Below are 22,151 nucleotides of genomic sequence, written 5' to 3'. Positions count from 1 at the left end.
CTGAAATCTGGAACCGGAGACAAAACAAACCCTTGGCAGGCTGTCAAACCTGAAATGGCGGCCCTCCCAAGGCTCTGCATGGACAATTGGAATAACTTTTTCTTCAAGGGTCACACCCTAAGTTGAGGGCGGAATGCCCAGGGGTCCACCAGCCTGCAATGAAACAACTCCGCAATAACGTCATCCGCGCCGGGCTGGGGGCGCTCTATTTCAGTGGGGCGCACCACTTGCTGCGCCCATTGCTATCGGGCGTGGGCGCCATTTTCATGCTGCACCACGTGCGGCCGGCCCGCGAGGCTGCGTTTCAGCCGAACCGGCATCTCGAGGTCACCCCGGAATTCCTGCGCGCCACTCTGAGCCATTTGCGCTCGCGCGAGATCGACATCGTCAGCATGGACGAGCTGCATGAGCGGCTGGTGCAGGGCCGGTTCGCCCGCCGCTTCGCCGCCTTCGCCCTGGACGACGGCTATCGCGACAATCTCGACCATGCGCTGCCGGTGCTGCGCGAATTTGACGCGCCTCTTACCGTCTACGTCGCGAGCGATTTCGCCGAGGGCACCGGACGTCTGTGGTGGACCGCGCTGGAGGCCGTGATCGCCAAGGCCGAGCAGGTCGATGTGCAGATCGGCAATTCCGCGCTGCGGCTCGATGCGACGACGCCTGCCGCAAAGCAGGCGGCATTCGATCGCCTGCACGACTGGCTCCGCGCGCTGCCGGGCGACTATGATCTCAAGCGCGAGATCGAGGCGCTATGCGCCAGATACGACGTCGACATGGCCGCGTTGTGCCGCAGCCTCTGCCTGAGCTGGGACGAGGTAAGGACATTTGCCGCCGATCCGCTGGTCACGATCGGCGCCCACAGCGTCAGCCATTGCAATCTCGCCAAGCAGAGCGAGGAGATCGCCGCGCAGGAGATGGCGATGAGCCGCGCGCGGATCGAGCAGGCGCTGGAGCGTCCCGTGCTGCATTTCGCCTATCCCTATGGCGACCGCGAGGCGGCGAGCGAGCGTGAATTCGCGCTTGCTGCGGCCGCCGGCTTCAAGACCGCGGTGACGACGCGGCCCGGCATGCTGTTCGCCGAGAACGCCGACCACATGACCGCGCTGCCGCGCGTCTCGCTCAACGGCAACTACCAGGACGCGCGCATTCTGCCGGTGCTGACCTCGGGCGCCGCGACCGCGATGTGGAACGGCTTTCGCAGGATCGCGGCAGCGTAGGCTTCGTCCTGCGCCTTCCTTGACTCCCCTCTCCTCCCCGCTCAAAACGTCGCCAACCAAGGGAGGCACCATGTTCAACGATCTGTTCTCACTCAAGGGCCGCATTGCGCTGGTGACCGGCGGCTCGCGCGGCATCGGCAAGATGATCGCGGCGGGATTTCTCAGCGCCGGCGCCGCTAAGGTCTACATCACCGCGCGCAAGGCGGGGCCGTGCGAGGCGACGGCCAAGGAGCTCACCGTGCAATATGGCGGCGAGTGCATCGCGCTGCCGATCGACATCTCCACACTCGCCGGCTGTGAGCTGCTGGCGAGCGAGTTCAGGAAGCACGAGCAGAAGCTCGACATCCTCGTCAACAATGCGGGCGCGGCCTGGGGCGCGGAGTTCGACGAGTTTCCGGAGAGCGGCTGGGACAAGGTGATGAACCTCAACGTCAAGGCGCCGTTCTTCCTGACCAAGGCGCTGGCGCCGACGCTGCGCGCATCGGCAAGCGCGGAGCGGCCGGCCAAGGTGATCAACATCGCCTCGATCGACGGCATCTTCGTCAATCCCGGCGAGACCTATTCCTACGCGGCGAGCAAGGCCGGCCTGATCCATTTGACGCGGCGCATGGCGGTCAAGCTCATCCCCGACCACATCGTGGTCACCGCGATCGCGCCCGGCCCGTTCAAGTCCGACATGAACCGCGCGGCACGCGATCATGCCGACGAGGTCTCGACCCGCGTGCCGGTGGGCCGCATCGGCACCGACGAGGACATGGCGGGCGCGGCGATCTATCTCGCCTCGCGCGCGGGAGATTATGTGGTGGGCGCGACCATCGCGGTGGACGGCGGGATTGTCTACGCCAACCCGGGGATCAAGGGGAGCGGGTGGGATAGCTGAGGGGGACGACGTTGCGCTCGCCCCACATTCCGCTGTCATCCCGGACAAGCGAAGCGCAGAGCCGGGATCCATAACCACAGGAAGTCATTGGGCGAAGACTCGCAACTTCGATCTCGTTCCACAACTCCTCCCTGGGAGTACGGGTCCCGGATCTGCACAAAGACCTGACAACGCGATGCGTTGCCAGGTCTTTGCTTGTCCGGGACGGCACCGAGTGTGAGGCGGCGCCTCAGCCTTACGTCTCGATCTTCACATACTCGAAATCGCCCGGCTTGTTGTCGATGCCCACCTTCGGCGGCGAGATCCAGGAGGCGTACTTGCCGGTCTCGGTGACGGGCTGCATCAGCGAGGTGATGAAGTCGCCGTCGGCGATCGAGGGTAGCCACTCGTCCTTGCGCTTGGCCCAGGTGGGGTCGTCGATCAAGAGACCATCCGGCGTCGCGTGCACGTCCTTGAACTCGCCGATGTGGCGGTGGAAAGCGACGTTGGGCAGCTTGAGCTGGAAGTCGTAGCCCGCGGTCGAGATCACCTTGTTCCAGCGCAGCAGGCCCTTGACGCAATCCTGGCTGTAATCGTCGCGCAGGCGCATGTTGAGCGCGGTGAGCGCCGGCTCGTCGACCAGCTTGATCTGGCCGTCGATGAACTTGAGCACCGGGTAGGTCGCGTTCTTGAGCTGGTGGTCGTCGTCGATCTGGGTCTCGTGATAGCGGCCCTTGATGCCGGTGTTGAAGGCGTTGGCCGCGTTGGTCGAGACTTCCGAGCCAAACAGATCAAGCGACAGCGTGTAGTGCAGGTTCAGCTTCTTCTGGATGGTCGGAAGATCGATCACCCCGAGCGCGCGGACCTTTGCGATGTCGGTGGGATCGGTGATGCCGGCTTCGCGCATCGCATCACAGGTGCGCTGCACGACGCGGGTGATGCCGGTCTCGCCGACGAACATGTGGTGCGCTTCCTCGGTCAGCATGAAGCGGCAGGTGCGCGACAGGGGATCGAAGCCCGACTGCGCAAGGCTGTGCAGCTGCATCTTGCCGTCGCGGTCGGTGAAGTAGGTGAACATGAAGAAGGACAGCCAGTCCGGCGTCGCCTCGTTGAAGGCGCCCAGCATGCGCGGCGCGTCGGCATCGCCGGAGCGGCGGCGCAGCAAATCGTCGGCCTCTTCACGACCGTCGCGGCCAAAGTACTTTTGCAGCAGGTAGACCATCGCCCAGAGGTGACGGCCCTCCTCGACATTGACCTGGAACAGATTGCGCATGTCGTAGAGCGAAGGCGCGGTCTTGCCGAGATGGCGCTGCTGCTCGACCGAGGCCGGCTCGGTGTCGCCCTGGATCACGATCAGGCGGCGCAGCAAGGCGCGATACTCGCCGGGGACTTCCTGCCAGGCCGGCTCGCCATAGTGCTCGCCGAACGGCACGACGCGGTTTTCTTCCTGGGGCGCAAGCAGGATTCCCCAGCGATAGTCGGGCATGCGGACGTAATCGAACTTGGCCCAGCCGCGTGGATCGACCGAATAGGCGGTGCGCAAATACACCAGGGACTCCTGAAAGCCTTCCGGCCCCATGTCGCTCCACCAGTCCATGTAGCCGGGATGCCAGCCTTCGAGCGCCTTCAGCACCTGGCGGTCTTCGGCGAGATTGACGTTGTTCGGAATCTTGGTCGAGTAGTCGACGTTCATGATGTTCACGTTCATGGCCGTGCTTCTCCCTAAACTCTTGTCATATCGAATTTCGGCTTCTGGCCGCTGCCGTAGCGGCGCAGCGCGCCTTCCTCGCCGACGGCGTTGGGGCGCTGGAAGATCCAGTTCTGCCACGCGGTCAGGCGCGAGAAGATTTTCGATTCCATCGTCTCCGGGCCGACGAAGCGAAGGTTCGCTTCCATGCCGGTGAGGCTGTCGGGCGAGAAGCTGGCGCGCTCCTCGAGGAACACCCGGACCTCGTCGTCCCAGTCGATGTCGTCGAGCGCGAAGGTGACGAGGCCGAGCTCTTCGGCCTGCTCGGCATCGAGTGTCGTGCCGAGCGTGGCTTCCGCCCGCTCCACGTCGGAGGGATCGGCCTGGAAGCGCGACTGCAGCCGCGTCAGGCCATGGCTCATCGGATACGGGCCGAAATTCATCGCCGAGAGTTCGATCGACGGCGGCGGGCGATTGTCGCCCTGGCGCGTGCCGATCAGCATGTAGGAGCGGTCGGCGGCGAAGACGAGCTCGGCGAGGGTGCCGGCAAAGCACGAACCAGGCTCGACAAGCGTCACCAGCGTGCGCGAGGTGACGTCGATGCGCTTCAGCACACGCTTCCAGTAATGCCTGATCTCGTTGACCAGCCAGTGCGCCTTGTTGGCTTCGAGGAAGGCGTCGGACGCGAGCACATGGCCGCGGTCGCCATGGCTCTTGAACACCAGCATCGCGATCTCGAGCTCGTTGATGCGCAGATGCAGGATGGCGTCGTCGAGCTCGCGCGCCACTTGCAGCGGCCAGAACGATGCACCCTGCGCCATCATGCCGTCGATGTCGGCGGGCGGCGCGGTTTCAGGCGCCTTGATCGAGATGGTGGCGATGCGGGCCGTGCGGTCGATATCGACGGTGACGAAGCCGTAGCGGATGCTGGTCTGGTCGATCACGCGCGCCAGCGGCGTGAGCGCGATGCCCTTGCCGCTGCCCTTGCGCTTGGAGGCGGCCGCGAATTCCCTGGCGCGCTCGGCGAGTTTGGCTTCGAGCTTCGAGTTCGGTGCGATCTCGTCGACGAGGCGCCACTGCACGGCGCGCTTGCCCTTCACGCCTTCCTCGATGGTGCAGAAGAAATCGGCGTGGTCGCGGCGCACCTTGCGCTTGTCGACGACGCGGGTAAGGCCACCGGTGCCCGGCAGCACCGCGAGCAGCGGCACCTCGGGCAGCGCGACGGCAGAGGCGCCATCATCGGCGAGGATGATGTAATCGGTCGCAAGCGCCAGCTCATAGCCGCCGCCGGCGGCCGAGCCGTTCACCACCGTGATGAAGCGCTGGCCGGAATTCTCCGAGGAGTCCTCCATGCCGTTGCGGGTCTCGTTGGTGAACTTGCAGAAATTGACCTTGTGGGCGTGGGTGGAGCCCGCGAGCATGCGGATGTTGGCGCCGGCGCAGAACACGCGGTTCTTGGCCGAACGGATCACCACGACCTTCACCTCGGGGTGCTCGAAGCGCAGGCGCTGGACCACGTCGGCGAGCTCGATGTCGACGCCGAGATCGTAGGAATTCAGCTTGAGCAGATAGCCCTCGAACAGACCCCCGTTCTCGTCGACATCCATGGTCAGCGTCGCGACGTCACCGTCGACCGCGAGCTTCCAGTGCCGGTAACGGGACGGCTCGGTCTGGAAATCGATGAATGTCGCGCCGCCTGCGAGGCGCCGATCTTCCCCGGCCATGGGCCATCCCTATGCTGTCTTGGTTTTATCTCAGATGCACAATAATGCATCTTCCTAGACGCGTCTAGTCCATTTCTGTCGATACATGCACTTTGCTTCATGCTCAGGACCGCACAATGGCGCTGATCGCGATCCAGTCGGCCTTGGAGAGCTGGGGACGGCCGAGCTTGGCTTGAAGCAGGGCCGTCAATGCTGGAATCGGAAAGCTCTCGACGAAGCCATCGCCGGCCGGCGCCGCCTTGCGCGAGGTGAGCGCCCGCAGCTCTGCCAGAGCATCGCCAAACAGGCGTGCGGCCGAGTGCGCCTTCTGCATCCGCAGCCGCAAATTCGCGTTGGCGATCTGGATGCAGGCGCGCAGCAGGATGCGCTCGCGGCCGCCCTGCGGGGCCGCGGCCCACACCGCCTCCAGCACCTCCTGCGATTCCCAGAAATAGCCGCGGTCGTTGAGCGCGAGCCCGTAGCGCAGCGCCGGATGGCGCGCCGGCACGTAGCCGCGAAACGCCGGCGGCACCAGCGCCTTGGCGAGGTCGAGCGTGACGTAATCGGCGTCCAGCCCGGCGGCATCGCCCGGCACATAGGCCCATTGCGGCCACGGCAAATGGCCGCCCGCCTGGGGCGGCACATTCATGGATGTGCCCCCGCAAGATCATGCGGCGCGTCCCTGAAGTCCCTGATCGTCGCGCAGGGCCGCTTTTGCAAATTGCTCAATAGCGTCAAGCGTCGCCCCCGGCGCTTCACGATGCGGGGAATGGCCCGCGTCTGAAATAATTTTCAAATCTACCGGACAGTAACACTCTTCCTGCGCAATTTCGACCTGCCGCAGTGTCCCATATTGGTCATCTACACCTTGCAGGATCAAAATGGGAACGCGGATGTAAGCCAGATATTCCGAGATGTCCCAGCCACGGAAATTCGGATCGAGCCAGGCGCCGTTCCAGCCGTAGAAGGCGTTGTCGACGTCCTTGTGCCAGCGCCCGAGCCTGGCCTTGAGATCCGTTGTCTCGAAGCTGGTCTTGATCGCAGCGATGGACTGCACCGAAATGTCCTCGACGATGAAATGCGGCGCCATCAGCACGAGGCCCTGCAGCCGGTGATCCTGATGGGCTCCGGCATAGATCGTCGCGATCGAAGCGCCGTCGGAATGACCGAGCAGCAGGCCGCGCTTGAAGCCAATCACGTCGAGGATCTCAGGCAGCACGCCCAGCGCCTCGCGCTGCATGTAGTCGAGCGGCCGCGGCAGGGTGACCGGGCTCGACTGGCCGTAGCCCGCGCGCGCGTAGACGAAGATGCCGGCACCGGTGGCCTGTTGAAGCTTTTCGGGAAAGTCGCCCCATAGCCCGACGGAGCCGAGGCCTTCGTGCAGCATGACGATGGTCGGCGCATCGGCTGATTGCGGCGCGAGCCATTTGTACTCGAGGCTGGCGTTGCCGATGCCGAGGAAACCAGTGGGGGTGAGGTTGGTCATGCTGTTACTCTTCTCTCGGTCGTCATGCCCGGGCTTGACCCAGGCATCCACGTCTTTGCCGCGCGAAAGATCGTAGATGGCCGGGACAAGCCCGGCCACGACGGCTATGGCTAATTCGCGCCCTCGCGCAGCTTGAAGCGCTGGATCTTTCCCGTCGCCGTCTTCGGCAAGGACTCCACCACGTCGATCCAGCGCGGATATTTCCACGGGCCGATCTTCTGCTTGACGTGCTCCTTCAGCATCTCCTGCAGGCCCGCCGTCGTCGCGCCCGGGCGCAGGACGACGAAGGCCTTCGGTTTCAGCAATCCTTCCGGATCGGCTTCGGGCACGACGGCGGCTTCCAGCACGGCGGGATGGGTGATCAGCGCGCTCTCGACCTCGAACGGCGAGACCCAGATACCGGAGACCTTGAACATGTCGTCGGCGCGGCCGCAGAAGGTGTAGCGGCCATCAGTGTCGCGGACATATTTGTCGCCGGTGCGGGTCCACGGGCCTTCAAACGTGCGGCGGCTCTTGTGGCGCTGGTTCCAGTAGCCCTCGCCGGCGGAGGGCGCATCGACCAGGAGCTCGCCGACCTCGCCGTCGGCGACGTCCTGGCCGACCTCGTTGACGAGCCGCACCGCATAGCCCGGCACCGGCTTGCCTGATGACCCGTACCTGATGTCGCCGGGCGCGTTCGACAGGAAGATGTGCAGGAGCTCGGTCGAGCCGACGCCGTCGAGGATGTCGACGCCGAAGCGCGCCTTCCAGCTGTTGCCGACCGATTCCGGCAGCGCCTCGCCGGCCGAGGTGCAGATGCGCAAGCTCCTGCCGCCCCGCTCGGCCTTCATCGTCTCGTCGTTGAGCATCGCCGCGAACAACGTCGGCACGCCGTAGAAGATCGACGGGTTGTATCGGTTCATCAGGTCGAACATGCGCGCCGGCGTCGGACGCTCGCTGTTGAGAATCACGGTGGCGCCGACCGACATCGGAAAGGTCAGCGCATTGCCGAGGCCGTAGGCGAAGAACAGTTTTGCCGCGGAGAGACAGACGTCGGTCTCGCGGATGCCGAGCACCTGCCTGGCGTAGGTGTCAGCGGTCGCCTGCAGGTTCGAATGGATGTGGCGCACGCCCTTGGGCATGCCGGTCGAGCCCGACGAATACAGCCAGAACGCCGGCTCGTCCGGATGCGTCGCCGCGGTGGTGAACTGGTCACTCTCGCCAGCGAGCTCTTCGGCCAGCTGCTTGTGTCCGTTCTGCTTGACGCCGGAGACCACGACATGCTCGAGATCGGGCATGCGGCCGACGACATCCTTGATGACGGGGTAGAGTGCTTCGGAGACGAACAGCACGCGGGCGCGGCAGTCGGCGAGGATGTAGGCATATTGGTCCGCGGTCAGGAGCGTGTTGAGCGGCACCGGCACGATGCCGGCGCGGATCGCGCCGAGGAACAGCAGCGGGAAATCGACCGTATCCAGCATGATCATCGCCACGCGCTCTTCGCGGCGCACACCGAGACGGCGCAGCATGTTGGCGACACGACGCGTCTGCTGCTGAAGCTCGCCATAGGTGAGCCGGGCGACGGTGTCGTCGAACGCGAGCTTGCCTCCCCTGCCCTCCTCGACGTTGCGGTCGAGCAGCCAGGTCACCGCGTTATAGGATCCCTCGCTCACGGACTTCTCCCCCGATTTTTAGAATTATAATTCATAGAAAGACACTGCAGCGGCTTGCTGTCAATGTTAGCAGGCATTATGTTTCATTAAAATGCGCCGCAGGAGCTTTTTCAAGGACGGCATCCGTTAGAGAAGGCTCATGACCGACAGTCCCGACGCCGAATTCCGATTTCTCGAACAGCTCGGCCAGCGCGTGCGCACCATGCGCGCGCTGCGTGGCATGTCGCGAAAAGTGCTCGCCAAGGTCTCCGGAATTTCGGAGCGCTACATCGCGCAGCTCGAGAGCGGCAAGGGCAACGTCTCCATCGTGCTCTTGCGCCGCGTCTCCGACGCGATGGGCGCGCATCTGGAAGACCTGCTTCTCTCGACCGATCCGACGCCGGACTGGCAGATGTTTCGTGACCTCTTGCGCAAGGCGACGCCGGCGCAGATCGCACAGGCAAAAGACCTGCTCGCCGGCGGCAGCGCGTCCGCGCCGCGGCGCGCGCCGTTCTGCGGCATCGCGCTGATCGGCCTGCGCGGCGCCGGAAAATCCACGCTCGGCCGGATGCTGGCCAAGAAGATCGGCTGGAGCTTTGTCGAGCTCAACAAGGAGATCGAGCAGCAGAACGGACTTTCGGTCGCCGAGATCATCGCGCTCTACGGCCAGGAAGGCTTTCGCCGCATGGAGCAGGCGGCGTTGCAGCAGTTGCTCGCACGCAACGAACTGATGGTGCTGGCGACCGGCGGCGGTATCGTCTCGGAGCCTCTGACCTTCGACCAGATCCTGTCGTCGTTCTACACGATCTGGCTGAAGGCCGAGCCCGAGGAGCATATGGCGCGCGTGCGGCGCCAAGGCGACCTCCGCCCGATGGCGGACGACCGCTCGGCCATGGCGGAGTTGCGCAACATTTTGCTGAGCCGCGAGCCGCTGTACGCGCGCGCGACAGCGGTGGTGGACACGGCAGGGCTGTCGGTCGACGCGGCGGCGGCACGGCTGATCGATGCGGTCCGCCCGGTGCTGCAGAACGAAGCCCGCAGCTTCGGGCTGCGAAGCGTAGCGCTGTAAAGTGCCCCGCTGTCGTCCCTGCGAACGCAGGGACCCATACAGCGTGATCCATCGATTGCGCGCGCGGCTAATCCCGAACTACCAATCTTCGCCAAACTACGCCCTGTGGTTATGGACGGCAGCGGAGATTTGCGCACAACCTTCGCTGACCATATATCCGATCGCAGCCGTAAACATCAGGACCCACGATGACCGATAGCGACGCCGCAATCTCCATGTTCGAGCGGATCGGCGGCAGCGCCACGATCGACCGGATGGTCGATCGCTTCTACGACCGGATGGATACGCTGCCGGAGGCGAAGGTGATCCGCACCATGCATGCGGACGACCTCGGCCTGATCAGGGACGTGCTGAAGCGCTATCTCACCGAATGGACCGGCGGCCCAAAGCTCTATTCCGTCGAGAAGGGCCATCCGCGACTGCGGCAGCGGCACCTCGGCTTTGCGATCGGCGATTCCGAGCGCGACGCCTGGCTGCTCTGCATGCGCGGCGCACTGGAGGAGACGGTCACGGACGCCGCCGCACGGCAGGACCTCGATCGCGCGATATCGGGCCTTGCCGACTGGATGCGCAACCGGCAGTGAGCGGCGCGAGATGCGTCTTACGACACGCTGACGGCGCGCATGCGGGGATCTTCGGCAGCATCCGGATTTCTCCGCTCCAGCTCCTCGATCATGCCGCGCGCGATCTCCCGCTCGCCCATGATGACGACATCCGCCCCCAGTCCCTTCAAATGATCGACCTCGGCATCCGCATGCGCCCGCGCGATGATGCGGATATCCGGATTGGCCGCGCGCGCCTGCTGCACGATCTGTCCCGCCTCGAACGCTTCGGGGATCGCGATCACCAGATGCCGCGCCCGTGAGGGATTTGTGGCCTCGAGAATTTCCGGCTGCGCGGCATTGCCCATGATGGTCTCGATGCCGTCCTGCTTCAGCTTCGCCAATATGCTCTCTCCGACCTCAGCAACGAGGAACGGCAGCTGCCGCTGCTTCAACGCGTCGCCGACGAGCGCACCGACGCGGCCATAGCCGATCACGATGGTATGATCCGTCAGCTCCGTGGTTCGGATCGCCTCGGTGACCGCGGCCGGGACCGCAGGCTCTTCGCGCCGCGGGTCGAGACGCGGCGCAAGCCAGGTGGCGGCGGCGAACATCAACGGGTTGAGCATGATGGAGAGGATCGCGCCCGCCATGATCAGGTCGCGGCCCTCCTTGGGCAAGATCTGCGAGGCGACGCCGAGCTCCGCCAGGATGAAGGAGAACTCACCGATCTGCGACAGGCTCGCCGAGATCGTCAGCGCCGTGGCGACAGGGTGGCGGAATATGACGACGATCAAATAGGCCGCGAGCGATTTGCCCAGCATGATGATCGCGAGCGTCGCGAGCAGCGGCCAGGGCTCGCGGACCACGCTCATCGGATCGAACATCATGCCGACCGAGACGAAGAACAGCACGGCGAAGGCGTCGCGCAGCGGCAGTGATTCCTGCGCGGCACGCGCGCTGAGCGGCGATTCCCGCAGCATCATGCCGGCGAAGAAGGCGCCGAGCGCCAGCGAGACGTCGAACAGCTTGGTCGCCCCGAAGGCGACGCACAGCGCAATCGCGAGCACGGCGAGGCGGAACAATTCGCGCGAGCCGGTATGGGCGATATAGTGCAGGATCCACGGGATCACCCGGCGCCCCACGACAAGCATCAAGCCGATGAACACGACGATCTTGACGAGGGTCAGCATCACGATTCCGGCAAGCCCGAAGCCGGCCTGCGCGGCGAGCGGCTCGAACGCGGGTTTGCCCCCGGCGCCGCCCTGAAGGCTCGCGATCGCGGGAAACAGCACCAGCACGAGCACCATCGCGAGATCCTCGACGATCAGCCAGCCGACGGCGATGCGGCCGCGATCGGTCTCCATCAGGCGCCGCTCCTGCAACGCGCGAAGCAGCACGACGGTGCTCGCGACCGACAGCGCCAGTCCGAACACCAGCCCCGCTGCGATGCCCCAGCCCATCAGCCATGCAAGGCCGAGCCCCATCAATGTCGCAGCTGCGATCTGCACGACGGCGCCGGGCACCGCGATCTTTCGCACCGAAAGCAGGTCCTGCAGCGAGAAATGCAAGCCGACGCCGAACATCAGCAGGATGATACCGAGCTCGGCGAGCTCGGTGGCAAGCGCCTGATCGGCGACGAAGCCCGGCGTGAACGGACCGACCGCGACGCCAGCCAAGAGGTAGCCGACGAGCGGCGGTATGCGGAACCGCTGTGCGATCGTTCCGAAGACGAAGGCTAGTCCAAGTCCGACGACGATGGTGGCGATGAGAGGTGTTTCATGCGGCATTTTTGCCTTGTGACACAGCGAGCACGCTGGCGCACCGCGACCTGTGCGCGCGGGTTGCAGGCTCACAGCAATTGCGAGCGCACGGATTCCGCGCCATCGCGCAGCAGCGGCAGGAAACGGTCGATCAATTCCTGCGCCGGCACGCGGTCGACATGGGCGCCCATGTTGATGGCGGCGACGATCACATTGTCGTAACGACGCACCGGAACCGAGATCGAGCGGAAATGCGGCTCGGCCTCGCGATCGACCAGCGAATAGCCCTGCGCGCGATCGGCAAGGATGCGCGCGAGCAACGCCTTGGGCTCGGTCACTGTCTGCGGCGTCAGCGCTTCGCGCCTCATCGCTTTCAGGCGCGCGGCGAGATCGGCATCGTCGAGCTGGCCGAGCATGGCGCGGCCGACCGAGGTGCAGAAGGCGGGCAGCCGGTAGCCGATTTCGAGACCGCCGGAAAACATCCGCGCCGGACTGCTGCGCGCGACGAACACGACATCGTCACCGTCCGGCACCGCGAGCGAGGAGATTTCATTCGCCGCGATCGCGACACGATCGAGCAGTGGTTGCAGGACCGTGACGAGCTGGTTGGAGCGCAGATAGGACGCCGCGAGCGTCAGCACATGCGGCGTCAGCGAGAACAGCTTTCCGTCACCGGAGACGAAGCCGCCGCGCTGGAGCGTGAACAGCATGCGCCGGGTGGTGGCGCGCGGCAGATCGGCGGCGCGGGCGAGATCGCTCAGCGTCATCGGACCCTTCGTCGCTCCGAAGCATTGAAGCAGACGCAGGCCACGATCGAGGCTCTCGACGAAATCCGTCGCGCGCTCGTCGGTCTCGCTTCGTTTCAGCTTGGGCATGGTCCTCCGGACAGTCCTGCAAAATAATGCTTGCCGCCAATCCAAGGCATGTCATAATTCGCCCATTCGTTCAATAGACGAACACATTTCGTCAAGCAGGCACGCTTGCGGGGACAGGGTGGGGTGAGGGGGAGTCTCCACGGGGACGGTGACAGTCAGACTTACGGAGAGCCCCCCTCACCCGGATTGCATCTTCGATGCAATCCGGCCTCTCCCCGCACGCGGGGGAGAGGCGAAGACCCCGCCGGCTCTCGACTTGCATGTTCGAACAAAAGAGGACGCGACTGCCATGATGAGCCAGGAGCAGAACGACCTGATCACCCGCACCGGGCCGAAGGATCCCTGCGGCAAGCTGATGCGCAGCTACTGGCAGCCGGCGGCGCTGGTTGACGAGCTGGAGGGCGACCGTCCGATCCGTCCCGTCAAATTGCTCGGCGAGAACCTGGTGCTGTTCCGCGACGAGCTAGGGCGCTACGGCCTGATCGACCGCCTGTGCGCCCATCGCGGCGCCGACCTCGCCTTCGGACGGCTCGAGCATGGCGGATTGCGCTGCGCCTTCCACGGATGGCTGTTCGACGCGACCGGCCAGTGCATCGAGACCCCGGCCGAGCCGAAAGATTCGAAGCTCTGCCAGAACATCCGCCAGCGCTCATACCCGGTGGTGGAGAAGAGCGGCATCCTCTGGGCTTATCTTGGCGAGGGCCAACCGCCGGCATTCCCGGAGATCGACTGCTTCGTCGCGCCCGGCACACACACCTTTGCGTTCAAGGGCCACATGGCCTGCAACTGGTTGCAGGCACTGGAAGTCGGCATCGACCCCGCGCACGCGTCCTATCTGCATCGCTTCTTCGAGGACGAGGACACGTCCACGGCCTATGGCAAGCAGTTCCGCGGCGCCTCCGCCGGAAGCGACCTGCCGATGACCAAGATCCTGCGCGAATACGACCGCCCGATCATCAATGTCGAGCATACCGAGTATGGCCTCAGGCTGATCGCGCTGCGCGAGATCGACGAAGAACGCACCCATGTGCGCGTCACCAACCAGCTGTTTCCGCACGCTTTCGTCATCCCCATGAGCACGGAGATGACGATCACGCAGTGGCACGTGCCGGTCGACGACGAGAACTGCTACTGGTACGCGATCTTCACCAGCTATGCCGCGCCGGTCGATAAAAAGAAGATGCGTGACCAGCGGCTCGAGCTCTACGAGCTACCCGACTACAAATCACGCAAGAACAGGGGCAACGATTACGGCTTCGATCCGCACGAGCAGCAGACCGCGACCTATACCGGCATGGGCAACGACATCAACGTCCACGACCAGTGGGCGGTGGAATCGATGGGCGCGATCCAGGATCGCACCAAGGAGCATCTTGGCTCGAGCGACAAGGCGATCGTGCAATATCGCCGCCTGCTGCGGCAGGAGATCGAGAAGGTCGGCGGCGGCGAGAGGCCGATACTGTTTCTCGACGAGGCCAATGCACGTTCGATCCAGGGGCCGGCAACGATGGACGGTATCGGGCCGACCCGGGGCTGGGAGACCTACTGGATGGAAGTCGACGTCAAGCGCCGCCGCGGCGCGCCTTGGACGGCCCCCGTGCCGAAGGAGATCGCGGATAATATACATCGGTTGACGGCGGCGGAGTGACGATGCCATTCGGCGCCAGCGGGTCGCGACGGCGGCTCTACGTTCTCCGCTGTCATGCTCCGCGAAAGCGGGGCATCCAGTACGCCGCGACCTCTCGTGGATACATGACTGTCTCTGGAATACTGGATCGTCGGCTTTCGCGGACGATGACACCGTGGGGTATGCTGGCGTCGAGCATCAAGGAGGGACAGCAGTGACTTTCGTTGCGCGTCATGCGCTGTGGTCGGACGAGCAGAAGGACGCCGTAGCGCGCATGCGCCGTCTCGTCGAGGACAAGAACCTCGAAGTAATCCGCCTCGCCTTCCCCGACCAGCACGGCATTCTGCGCGGCAAGACCATCATCGCCGCCGAAGCCATTGCCTCGCTGGAGAGTGGCTGCTCCATCACCACCACCATGCTCGCCAAGGACACCTCGCACCGCACGGTGTTCCCGGTGTTCACCGCTGGCGGCGGTTTCGGCATGAAGGAGATGGAGGGCGCCGCCGACGTGCTGATGGTCGCCGACCCCACCACCTTTCGCGTGCTGCCGTGGGCACCGACGACCGGCTGGGTGTTGTGCGACCTGCATTTCCAGGACGGCCGTCCCGTGCCGTTCGCGACGCGCGGACTCTATCGCAAGGTACTCGACGAGCTCGGCAGTCGCGGCCACGACTTCGTCGCGGGGCTCGAGGTCGAATTCCACATCTTCAAGCTCGACGATCCGCATATGCGGCCCGAGGACGCCGGCCAGCCCGGCACGCCGCCCTCGGTGAGCCTGCTCAGCCACGGCTACCAATATCTCACCGAGCAGCGCTTCGATCAGATGGAGCCGGTGCTGGAGATCCTGCGTCGCGACATCGTCGCGCTCGGGCTGCCATTGCGCTCGGTCGAGGTCGAGTTCGGGCCAAGCCAGTGCGAGTTCACCTTCGCGCCGAAGAACGGCCTGGAGCCCGCCGACAACATGGTGCTGTTCCGTTCTGCCGTGAAGCAGATCGCGCGCCGCCACGGCTATCACGCCACCTTCATGTGCCGGCCGAAACTGCCGAATTTGTTCGCGAGCGGCTGGCACCTGCATCAGTCGATCGTCTCGCGCGCGACTGGCGAAAACCAGTTTATGACCAAGGACGGCGACGAGCCGCTCAGCGCGTTCGGCCGCGGCTACCTGGCCGGCCTGCTCGACCACGCCCGCGCATCCACATTGTTCACCACGCCGACCATCAACGGCTACAAGCGCTACCGCTCCTATTCGCTGGCGCCGGATCGCGCGATCTGGGGACGCGACAATCGCGGCGTGATGATCCGCGTGCTCGGCGGCGCCAATGACGCCGCCACGCGCCTCGAGAACCGCATCGGCGAGCCCGCCGCCAATCCCTACCTCTACATGGCCTCGCAGATTCTCTCAGGCCTCGACGGCGTCGACCGCAAGCTCGATCCGGGCCCGTCGGCCGACACGCCCTACGAGACCAAGGCACCGCTGCTGCCGAAGTCGCTGCGCGATGCGGTCTCTGCGCTGAAGGACGACCCGTTCTTCCGCGAAAAACTGGGGGCGGAGTTCGTCGACTACTACACCCACATCAAGAACGCCGAGATCGACCGGTTCCTGGCCGAGGTGACCGACTGGGAGCATCGCGAGTATTTCGAGGTGTTTTGATTGCAGCTCTCTCCCAATGTCGTCCCGGCGTTCGCCGGGACGATACCGTCTCCGAGGCATGAGCCTCCCGTCTCTCTAAATCCCCAGATATTTGTGCTGCAGATCCGGCTCGGCCATCAGCTGGTCGGACGTGCCGCTCCACACCGTCTTGCCGCGCTCGATGATGTAGTGGCGGTCGCAGATGCGGGCGAGGTGGTCGACGTTCTTGTCGACGACCAGGATCGACTGTCCGCGGCTCTTGAGCAGCGACAGGCAGCTCCAGATTTCTTCGCGGATCAGCGGGGCGAGGCCTTCGGTCGCTTCGTCCAGGATCAGCAGCTTCGGATTGGTCATCAGCGCGCGGCCGATCGCGAGCATCTGCTGCTCGCCGCCGGAGAGCTGGTTGCCCATGTTGGAGGCGCGCTCGGCGAGCCGCGGGAACATCACGTAGATGGCGGCGAGCGTCCAGGGATTGGCGCGGCCGAAGCGATCGGCGGCGGCCGCAACCAGGTTTTCGCGCACGGTGAGATTCGGGAAGATCTGGCGTCCCTCGGGGACGAGGCCGACGCCGAGCTTGGCGATTCGGTAGGACGGCTGCGTCCGCACCTCCGTGCCGGCAAAACGGATGCTGCCCGCGCGCGCCGGCGTCAGGCCCATGATGGAGCGGATGGTGGTGGTCTTGCCCATGCCGTTGCGGCCCATCAGTGAGACCATCTCGCCCGATTTGATCGACAGCGACAGGCCGAACAGGACCTGGCTGAGGCCGTAGCAGGTCTCGATGCCGTCGACGTCGAGCAGCGCGTCAGCCATCATGTTTTCAGCCATGGTGCGTCACCACGTGCTGGTCGCCGAGATAGGCGCGCTTGACCTCGTCGTTGGCACGGATCGCGGCCGGATCGCCCGAGGCGATGACGCGGCCATAGACCAGCACCGTGATGCGGTCGGCCAGCGCGAACACCGCGGGCATGTCGTGCTCGACGAGGACGATCGAGACCTCCTTGCGCAGCTCCTGCAGCAGCTTGACCATGCTCTGGGATTCGGTGACGCCGAGGCCCGCCATCGGCTCGTCGAGCAGCAGCAATTTCGGCTTGCTCGCGAGCGCGACCGCAAGCTCGATCTGGCGACGCTCGCCATGGCTGAGCCTGGACACCAGGATATCGGCACGATGTAGCAGCCCGACGCGGTCGAGCGCGGCATGGGCGGCATCGCGCAGGCCCTTTTCCTTGCGGGCATTGGCGAAGAAACGGAACGAGTGGCCTGCATGCGCCTGGGCCGCCAGCGCGACATTGTCGGCCGCAGTGAAATCCAGCAGCAGCGAGGTGATCTGGAACGAGCGGGCAAGGCCCAGCGCGCAGCGGCGATAGGCCGGCAGATAGGTGATGTCGCGGCCGCCGAGCGAGACGCTGCCGGAATGCGGTTCGAGATGTCCGGTGAGCTGGCTGATCAGCGTGGTCTTTCCGGCGCCGTTCGGGCCGATGATGGCATGCAACTCGCCGGCCGCGACGTCGAGCGAGACGTGATCTGTCGCGATGATGCCGCCGAAGCGGCGCACCAGCTTGTCGACGCGGAGCAGAGGTTCAGCCACGATTGAGCCTCCCGAGCAGGCCCATGATGCCGCCGCGGCCGAACAGCACGATCAGCAGCAGCATCGGCCCCATGATCAGCGCCCAATATTCGGTGAGCTGCGACAGGAATTCCTCCAGCAGCAGATACACCACGGCGCCCATGACGGGGCCGAACAACGTGCCCATGCCGCCGAGGATCACCATCACCATGAGATCGCCGGACCGGGTCCAGTACATCACGGCGGGGCTGATGAAATCGGTGTTGTTGGCGAGCAGCGCGCCGGCGAGGCCGCACATCATGCCGGAGATGACGAAGCAGACGAGCTGGTAGCGTTTGGCCGGGAAGCCGATCGCCTGCATGCGCTGCTCATTGGAGCGCAGTCCCTGCACGACCAGGCCGAAGCGCGAATTGGCGATGCGCCAGATCAGGAAGATGACACTGAGGAGGCAGGCGAGGCAGAGATAGTAGAACTGCGTGCGATTGCCGAGATTGATCAGCCCGGAGAAGTCGCTGCGCTTGTAGACGGTGAGGCCGTCGTCGCCGCCGTAGCGCGCCAGGCCCGAGGCGACGTAATAGGCCATCTGCGCGAAGGCGAGCGTGATCATGATGAAATAGACGCCGCGGGTGCGCAAGCTCAGCGCGCCGATCACCAGCGCATAGAGCGCGGAGGCCGCAAGCGCGACCGGAAACTGGATGAAGCCGGAGCCGACGCCTTCCTGCGCGAGCATGCCGACGGCATAGCCGCCGATGCCGAGATAGGCGGCGTGGCCGAAGCTCATCATGCCGCCATAGCCCATGATGAGGTTGAGGCTCGCGGCCGCCAGCGCCAGGATGACGATGCGGGTGAACAGCGTCAGGATGAAGACGTTGCCGGATGCTTGCGAATACAGCGGCAGCAGCACAAGGCCGGCCAGCATCAGGGCCGTGACGGCCTTGCTCACCGTGAAGGCCTTCATCGACGGTTGGCCGGAAACAGCCCCTCCGGCCGCACCACCAGCACGATCGCCATCACCAGGTAGATCAACATGGAGGACAGCGCGGGCGCGGCGGTGGAAGCCGCAGCGCCGCTCAGCACCTGCCGCAACAAATTGGGCAGGAAGGCGCGGCCGAGCGTGTCGATCATGCCGACGAAGATCGCGGCGAGGAACGCACCGCGGATCGAGCCGATGCCGCCGATCACGATGATGACGAAGGCGAGGATCAGGATGTTCTCGCCCATCCCGATCTGCACGGTGAGGATCGGCGCCTGCATCAGGCCGGCGAGGCCGGCGAGCGCGGCTCCAAGGCCGAACACCAGCGTGTAGAGCAGCTTGATGTTGATGCCGAGCGCGCCGATCATCTCGCGGTTGGAGGCGCCGGCGCGGATCAGCATGCCGATGCGGGTGCGCATCACGCCGAGATAGAGCAGCAGCGCGACCAGCAGCGCCACCACGATGATGGCGAGGCGATAGGCCGGATAGTGAATGCCGGGCAGGATCGGCACCGGCACGGTGAGCCAGGCGGGCAGCGGCAGCGCGAGGCCGGCCGGGCCCCAGATCAGGCGCACCGCTTCATTAAAGAACAGGATCAGGCCGAACGTGGCGAGCACGTGGTCGAGATGGTCGCGGCCATAGAGATGCCGCAGCGCACTCATCTCCAGCACGATGCCCAGCAGAAGCGTGGCGCCGAGCGCCAGCAGTGCACCGAGCAGGAAGCTTCCGGTCCAGGCCGCGAAGGTCGCCGCGAAATAGGCGCCCATCATGTAGAGCGAGCCGTGCGCGAGGTTGACGAGATCCATGATCCCGAACACCAGCGTCAGGCCCGCGGCGAGCAGGAACAGCAGCAGGCCAAACTGCAATCCGTTCAGGAACTGTTCGACGACAAGCAGCATCAGAACTCTTTCAGGCGCACGCGGTGTCGCGCCGACGTTCGAACACGGTCGCCATCAGTGAAAGAGCTCCCCCTGCCGCTACAAGGCGGAAAAATGGGTAATGGCAGTATCGTTCCGAGGCAAGAGCGATTCCGCGCCAGACATGCACTTTGTTGCATCCGGGCGCGCGTGGTCGAACACGCCTTGCCCAAGCCCTCAACCAGGTCCTTGCAACCAAGTCCCGGCAAGAAAGCTGCCGAGCGGCGTGGGGCAACCTGCCGCACCTAAACGATCACCCTCCCCGCGGCAGGCCGTGGGGAGGATGTGAATTCGCCGGAGTGACGAAGAGGACGTCTAATGCGACGTGATCTCCCGGGAATGGTCGTCCCGTTCTGGATGCATGCTGTCTGCCGTCGAGGCCTCCAGGGCCGCCATCCGGAACAGATAGGCGAGCGTCGCCAATCCGGAGTCTTCCGCCATTTGCGCGAGCTCGAGCGCCATGTCGGACATGTAGCCGAGATTCTCGTCCCTGGTCTGCGCCATGGTCTGGGTGTCCCGCATCATGTTCGTCATCTCAGGCGCTCTTTCGTTGCGCGGCAGCGAGGCCGCAGAGGTTGGCACGGGCAACGGCGTCCAGACGCGGGCCGTCATGTCGCACGATCGACGCGACGCCGATGCGATCATGCAGGGCGTCTGCCGTCTCGCGGCGAATGTCGATGGTTGCCGCCATGGTCCAGGCGTTCTCCACCAGAGCCGGCAGTCCAAGCGGGGTCACGACGAAGCCAGCCTCGTGGAAGCGCGGCAGCCACCAGGTCTCCATGATCGCGCTGACCTGCGCGATGCCCTGATGGAGGCAGAACTCCTGCACCGCCGCCATCATCTGCAGGTTGAGTGGGCCGTCGCGGCGATCACGGACGACGAAGTAGCGCGACCATTCCCAGACCAGCGGGTCAGCCGGGCAGCCGCGCACCGCGGCCAGATGCGGAAAGACCTCGCTCATCATCGAGGGCTTGGTCGTCGGGTAGAGCCGGTGACCGCCAATGACGCGGCGCCCCTCCAGCGCGAGCAGATAAACCGTATCCTCGTTGTCATAGGAATCGATCTCGCGGCTATCCGGCTTGCGCAGCGTGTCCCAGTGCCGCTCCTCGACGAAGATGTCGTGGCGCAACCGGAAATGCTGCTCGATAACGTCTTCGTAAAGGTGGCGATTGACCGCAGAAATTGCATGAATCATGAAAACCCCCATTCAGCCTCAATGGGAGTCAGCCTCTGTGAAAAGAGGCAGGCTCGATACTGGGAAATTTCCCAGTGTGTCGCTCAGGGATTGATGATCTTGTTGCGAATCGCCAGCGCGACCGCATGCGTGCGGTTGACGGCGCCCAACTTGCGCGCAGCGGTTGCGAGATGTTCTTCGGCGGTGCGCTGCGTGATGTGCAGGATCTCGCCAATTTCCCAGGCCGACTTGCCCTGCGAGGCCCACGCGATCACCTCGCGCTCGCGCGGGGTGAGACGCGCCGGGGGATACGGCACCGGCTGGAGCAGGCGGCGGATGTGGTCGAAGCCATACATCGCCATCAGGTGCAGCGCCGGCTTGCTGCGGGGATTGAGATCGAGGTGGACGCCGCCGAGCGACACCGCGGCCTCGTGGCCGGTCAGCCCGTGGATCGGCACGATGAAACCGCGCGACATGCGAAAATCGCCGGCGCGGTTCATCACCTCGGCCGCATCCGGTTCCAGGTCGGCGTCATACGGCGCTTCCGCCCATTCGAACGGGTTCACCGATTGCCGGCACAACCGTACCACCGGATCGACACGGTCGTAGTTGTTCTGGGTGTAGAGACTGAACCATTCCGCCGGCCAGCGCTTGGCCAGCACCATCTGCGCAAACCGTTGATCGGGATTCGGCAATCCCGTCACGATGATGGTTTCGAAGCCGAAGCGGCCGAACGCGTTTCGAGCGCATTCATGGCGTCCGGGACCTTGCGATAGGTCCCGAGGCCCTCGATGAAGTCGAGCGCCTCCCGGCCATAGTCTACGGCGGACATCGGTGCGTTTCCTGACCCACGCCTTCCCGTATAGCACGTATTCGCGGGCTGCCTCAATTCGCTGCTCCCGTAGTTTTGCGGCCCCCCGCTCGATCCGAGAATTTAATCTACTTGTGGAAGAAATAATGCCAAGTTACACCTATGACGTCTAAAGCGGGAAAACCACGATGGAAGACGAGGACATCGCCCTCAACAGCGTGCTCGGCCTTGAACTGAACCGCGTGTTTTTCGCCGTCCACGAAACGGCAAACAAGCAGAAGATCATCGAGTTCGCGCGCGAGGTGCTGCAAAGCGAGCACACGGAGCGGCCCGGCAGCGTGTCGCCGGAAGGACCGGCGAGCTAGAGCGCAGTCGCAGCAAATGCGACGCCGATGAAACAGATCGCGCGCCGATGCTCCGTCATTCAAACGGGCTGATTAAGTCGAAACAATCCGATCTCGAAGCTGGCTCTTCCTTCTCCGTTCGTGGAAGAAGGCTGATGAGCTTGGCCGCGCTCCCCGTGCCTCGTCATTGTGTAAGGCAAGGGAAAGACTATCGTCGCACGAAAGCGCCTTGAAAGCCCTCTTGAAAGTCCCCTTGGAATTGCGCGGATCCAGCGAGAC

Annotated in this window: 20 protein-coding genes and 1 pseudogene; 7 read left to right on the top strand and 14 right to left on the bottom strand. The window is 64.6% G+C overall.

Annotated features, from left to right (window positions below; genetic code table 11):
* Positions 1–158: 158 nt before the first annotated feature.
* Both WHZ77_RS01985 and WHZ77_RS01980 read left to right on the top strand, forming a co-directional pair.
* On the top strand, positions 159–1,217 hold the full coding sequence (locus WHZ77_RS01985; RefSeq protein ID WP_375312156.1) for a polysaccharide deacetylase family protein: 1,059 nt from the start codon (positions 159–161) through the stop codon (positions 1,215–1,217).
* Positions 1,218–1,287: 70 nt separating this feature from the next.
* The gene (locus WHZ77_RS01980; protein WP_375312155.1) at positions 1,288–2,097 is read left to right on the top strand and encodes an SDR family oxidoreductase; all 810 of its coding nucleotides are present in this window, start codon (positions 1,288–1,290) and stop codon (positions 2,095–2,097) included.
* Positions 2,098–2,332: 235 nt separating this feature from the next.
* On the opposite strand, the gene boxB is transcribed toward WHZ77_RS01980, so the two are convergent.
* The 5 genes from boxB to WHZ77_RS01955 all read right to left on the bottom strand — a co-directional run bounded on the left by boxB (position 2,333) and on the right by WHZ77_RS01955 (position 8,604).
* Positions 2,333–3,784 carry a benzoyl-CoA 2,3-epoxidase subunit BoxB gene (boxB, locus tag WHZ77_RS01975; RefSeq protein ID WP_375312154.1) on the bottom strand — a complete coding sequence of 484 codons (1,452 nt, stop codon included), beginning with the start codon at positions 3,782–3,784 and terminating at the stop codon, positions 2,333–2,335.
* Between the two features lie 14 nt (positions 3,785–3,798).
* On the bottom strand, positions 3,799–5,487 hold the full coding sequence (gene boxC, locus WHZ77_RS01970; protein WP_375312153.1) for a 2,3-epoxybenzoyl-CoA dihydrolase: 1,689 nt from the start codon (positions 5,485–5,487) through the stop codon (positions 3,799–3,801).
* Positions 5,488–5,590: 103 nt separating this feature from the next.
* A complete protein-coding gene (locus tag WHZ77_RS01965; RefSeq protein ID WP_375312152.1) occupies positions 5,591–6,115 on the bottom strand; it encodes a DUF309 domain-containing protein in 525 nt (174 codons plus the stop codon).
* Between the two features lie 18 nt (positions 6,116–6,133).
* On the bottom strand, positions 6,134–6,952 hold the full coding sequence (locus WHZ77_RS01960) for an alpha/beta fold hydrolase (RefSeq protein WP_375314876.1): 819 nt from the start codon (positions 6,950–6,952) through the stop codon (positions 6,134–6,136).
* 110 nt (positions 6,953–7,062) lie between these two features.
* Positions 7,063–8,604 (bottom strand): benzoate-CoA ligase family protein, encoded by a 1,542-nt coding sequence (locus WHZ77_RS01955; protein ID WP_375312151.1) that lies wholly within the window; start codon positions 8,602–8,604, stop codon positions 7,063–7,065.
* A 139-nt stretch (positions 8,605–8,743) separates the two neighbouring features.
* Here WHZ77_RS01955 and WHZ77_RS01950 point away from each other — a divergent pair, with 139 nt between their 5' ends.
* Both WHZ77_RS01950 and WHZ77_RS01945 read left to right on the top strand, forming a co-directional pair.
* A complete protein-coding gene (locus WHZ77_RS01950) occupies positions 8,744–9,652 on the top strand; it encodes a helix-turn-helix transcriptional regulator (protein ID WP_375312150.1) in 909 nt (302 codons plus the stop codon).
* Between the two features lie 188 nt (positions 9,653–9,840).
* Entirely contained in the window at positions 9,841–10,236 is a 396-nt protein-coding gene (locus tag WHZ77_RS01945; RefSeq protein WP_375312149.1) for a group II truncated hemoglobin, read from the top strand.
* A gap of 17 nt (positions 10,237–10,253) precedes the next feature.
* Here WHZ77_RS01945 and ybaL read toward each other — a convergent pair whose 3' ends face one another.
* The gene (ybaL, locus tag WHZ77_RS01940) at positions 10,254–11,984 is read right to left on the bottom strand and encodes a YbaL family putative K(+) efflux transporter (protein WP_375312148.1); all 1,731 of its coding nucleotides are present in this window, start codon (positions 11,982–11,984) and stop codon (positions 10,254–10,256) included.
* A gap of 62 nt (positions 11,985–12,046) precedes the next feature.
* Positions 12,047–12,832, bottom strand: coding sequence for an IclR family transcriptional regulator C-terminal domain-containing protein (locus tag WHZ77_RS01935; protein ID WP_375312147.1), 786 nt, complete (start codon positions 12,830–12,832; stop codon positions 12,047–12,049).
* 289 nt (positions 12,833–13,121) lie between these two features.
* Here WHZ77_RS01935 and WHZ77_RS01930 point away from each other — a divergent pair, with 289 nt between their 5' ends.
* The gene (locus WHZ77_RS01930; protein WP_375312146.1) at positions 13,122–14,480 is read left to right on the top strand and encodes a Rieske 2Fe-2S domain-containing protein; all 1,359 of its coding nucleotides are present in this window, start codon (positions 13,122–13,124) and stop codon (positions 14,478–14,480) included.
* A gap of 193 nt (positions 14,481–14,673) precedes the next feature.
* The gene (locus WHZ77_RS01925; protein WP_375312145.1) at positions 14,674–16,110 is read left to right on the top strand and encodes a glutamine synthetase family protein; all 1,437 of its coding nucleotides are present in this window, start codon (positions 14,674–14,676) and stop codon (positions 16,108–16,110) included.
* Positions 16,111–16,185: 75 nt separating this feature from the next.
* Here WHZ77_RS01925 and WHZ77_RS01920 read toward each other — a convergent pair whose 3' ends face one another.
* The 7 genes and pseudogenes from WHZ77_RS01920 to WHZ77_RS01890 form a co-directional block, all read right to left on the bottom strand.
* Positions 16,186–16,914 (bottom strand): ABC transporter ATP-binding protein, encoded by a 729-nt coding sequence (locus tag WHZ77_RS01920; protein WP_375312144.1) that lies wholly within the window; start codon positions 16,912–16,914, stop codon positions 16,186–16,188.
* Complete coding sequence (locus tag WHZ77_RS01915) at positions 16,907–17,674, bottom strand: ABC transporter ATP-binding protein (RefSeq protein ID WP_375312143.1); 768 nt, start codon at positions 17,672–17,674, stop codon at positions 16,907–16,909. Before WHZ77_RS01915 ends, WHZ77_RS01920 begins: the two co-directional genes overlap by 8 nt.
* Positions 17,667–18,611, bottom strand: coding sequence for a branched-chain amino acid ABC transporter permease (locus WHZ77_RS01910; RefSeq protein ID WP_375312142.1), 945 nt, complete (start codon positions 18,609–18,611; stop codon positions 17,667–17,669). The genes WHZ77_RS01915 and WHZ77_RS01910 overlap by 8 nt, the downstream gene beginning before the upstream one ends.
* Positions 18,608–19,525, bottom strand: coding sequence for a branched-chain amino acid ABC transporter permease (locus WHZ77_RS01905; RefSeq protein ID WP_375312141.1), 918 nt, complete (start codon positions 19,523–19,525; stop codon positions 18,608–18,610). Before WHZ77_RS01905 ends, WHZ77_RS01910 begins: the two co-directional genes overlap by 4 nt.
* A gap of 333 nt (positions 19,526–19,858) precedes the next feature.
* Complete coding sequence (locus WHZ77_RS01900; RefSeq protein ID WP_375312140.1) at positions 19,859–20,077, bottom strand: hypothetical protein; 219 nt, start codon at positions 20,075–20,077, stop codon at positions 19,859–19,861.
* Position 20,078: 1 nt separating this feature from the next.
* Positions 20,079–20,738: an acyl-homoserine-lactone synthase gene (locus WHZ77_RS01895; RefSeq protein ID WP_375312139.1), complete on the bottom strand. Its 660-nt coding sequence runs from the start codon at positions 20,736–20,738 to the stop codon at positions 20,079–20,081.
* A gap of 83 nt (positions 20,739–20,821) precedes the next feature.
* Positions 20,822–21,549 (bottom strand): annotated as a pseudogene (locus WHZ77_RS01890) (LuxR family transcriptional regulator).
* Between the two features lie 167 nt (positions 21,550–21,716).
* Here WHZ77_RS01890 and WHZ77_RS01885 point away from each other — a divergent pair.
* Positions 21,717–21,893, top strand: a complete 177-nt coding sequence (locus tag WHZ77_RS01885) for a hypothetical protein (RefSeq protein ID WP_015689184.1) — start codon at positions 21,717–21,719, stop codon at positions 21,891–21,893.
* Positions 21,894–22,151 lie beyond the last annotated feature (258 nt).

The sequence above is a fragment of the Bradyrhizobium sp. A5 genome (genome assembly GCF_042076515.1).
GTDB classification, from domain to species: Bacteria; Pseudomonadota; Alphaproteobacteria; order Rhizobiales; family Xanthobacteraceae; genus Bradyrhizobium; species Bradyrhizobium cosmicum.
This window is presented reverse-complemented; position numbering and strand designations above follow the sequence as displayed.

Coding starts and splice junctions, on each gene's coding strand:
- WHZ77_RS01980 (WP_375312155.1), top strand. CDS start 1,288: ATGTTCAACGATCTGTTCTCACTCAAGGGCCGCATTGCGCTGGTGACC.
- boxB (WP_375312154.1), bottom strand. CDS start 3,784: ATGAACGTGAACATCATGAACGTCGACTACTCGACCAAGATTCCGAAC.
- WHZ77_RS01930 (WP_375312146.1), top strand. CDS start 13,122: ATGATGAGCCAGGAGCAGAACGACCTGATCACCCGCACCGGGCCGAAG.
- WHZ77_RS01965 (WP_375312152.1), bottom strand. CDS start 6,115: ATGAATGTGCCGCCCCAGGCGGGCGGCCATTTGCCGTGGCCGCAATGG.
- ybaL (WP_375312148.1), bottom strand. CDS start 11,984: ATGCCGCATGAAACACCTCTCATCGCCACCATCGTCGTCGGACTTGGA.
- WHZ77_RS01895 (WP_375312139.1), bottom strand. CDS start 20,738: ATGATTCATGCAATTTCTGCGGTCAATCGCCACCTTTACGAAGACGTT.
- WHZ77_RS01985 (WP_375312156.1), top strand. CDS start 159: ATGAAACAACTCCGCAATAACGTCATCCGCGCCGGGCTGGGGGCGCTC.
- WHZ77_RS01945 (WP_375312149.1), top strand. CDS start 9,841: ATGACCGATAGCGACGCCGCAATCTCCATGTTCGAGCGGATCGGCGGC.
- WHZ77_RS01960 (WP_375314876.1), bottom strand. CDS start 6,952: ATGACCAACCTCACCCCCACTGGTTTCCTCGGCATCGGCAACGCCAGC.
- WHZ77_RS01935 (WP_375312147.1), bottom strand. CDS start 12,832: ATGCCCAAGCTGAAACGAAGCGAGACCGACGAGCGCGCGACGGATTTC.
- WHZ77_RS01910 (WP_375312142.1), bottom strand. CDS start 18,611: ATGAAGGCCTTCACGGTGAGCAAGGCCGTCACGGCCCTGATGCTGGCC.
- WHZ77_RS01885 (WP_015689184.1), top strand. CDS start 21,717: ATGGAAGACGAGGACATCGCCCTCAACAGCGTGCTCGGCCTTGAACTG.
- WHZ77_RS01950 (WP_375312150.1), top strand. CDS start 8,744: ATGACCGACAGTCCCGACGCCGAATTCCGATTTCTCGAACAGCTCGGC.
- boxC (WP_375312153.1), bottom strand. CDS start 5,487: ATGGCCGGGGAAGATCGGCGCCTCGCAGGCGGCGCGACATTCATCGAT.
- WHZ77_RS01920 (WP_375312144.1), bottom strand. CDS start 16,914: ATGGCTGAAAACATGATGGCTGACGCGCTGCTCGACGTCGACGGCATC.
- WHZ77_RS01905 (WP_375312141.1), bottom strand. CDS start 19,525: ATGCTGCTTGTCGTCGAACAGTTCCTGAACGGATTGCAGTTTGGCCTG.
- WHZ77_RS01900 (WP_375312140.1), bottom strand. CDS start 20,077: ATGACGAACATGATGCGGGACACCCAGACCATGGCGCAGACCAGGGAC.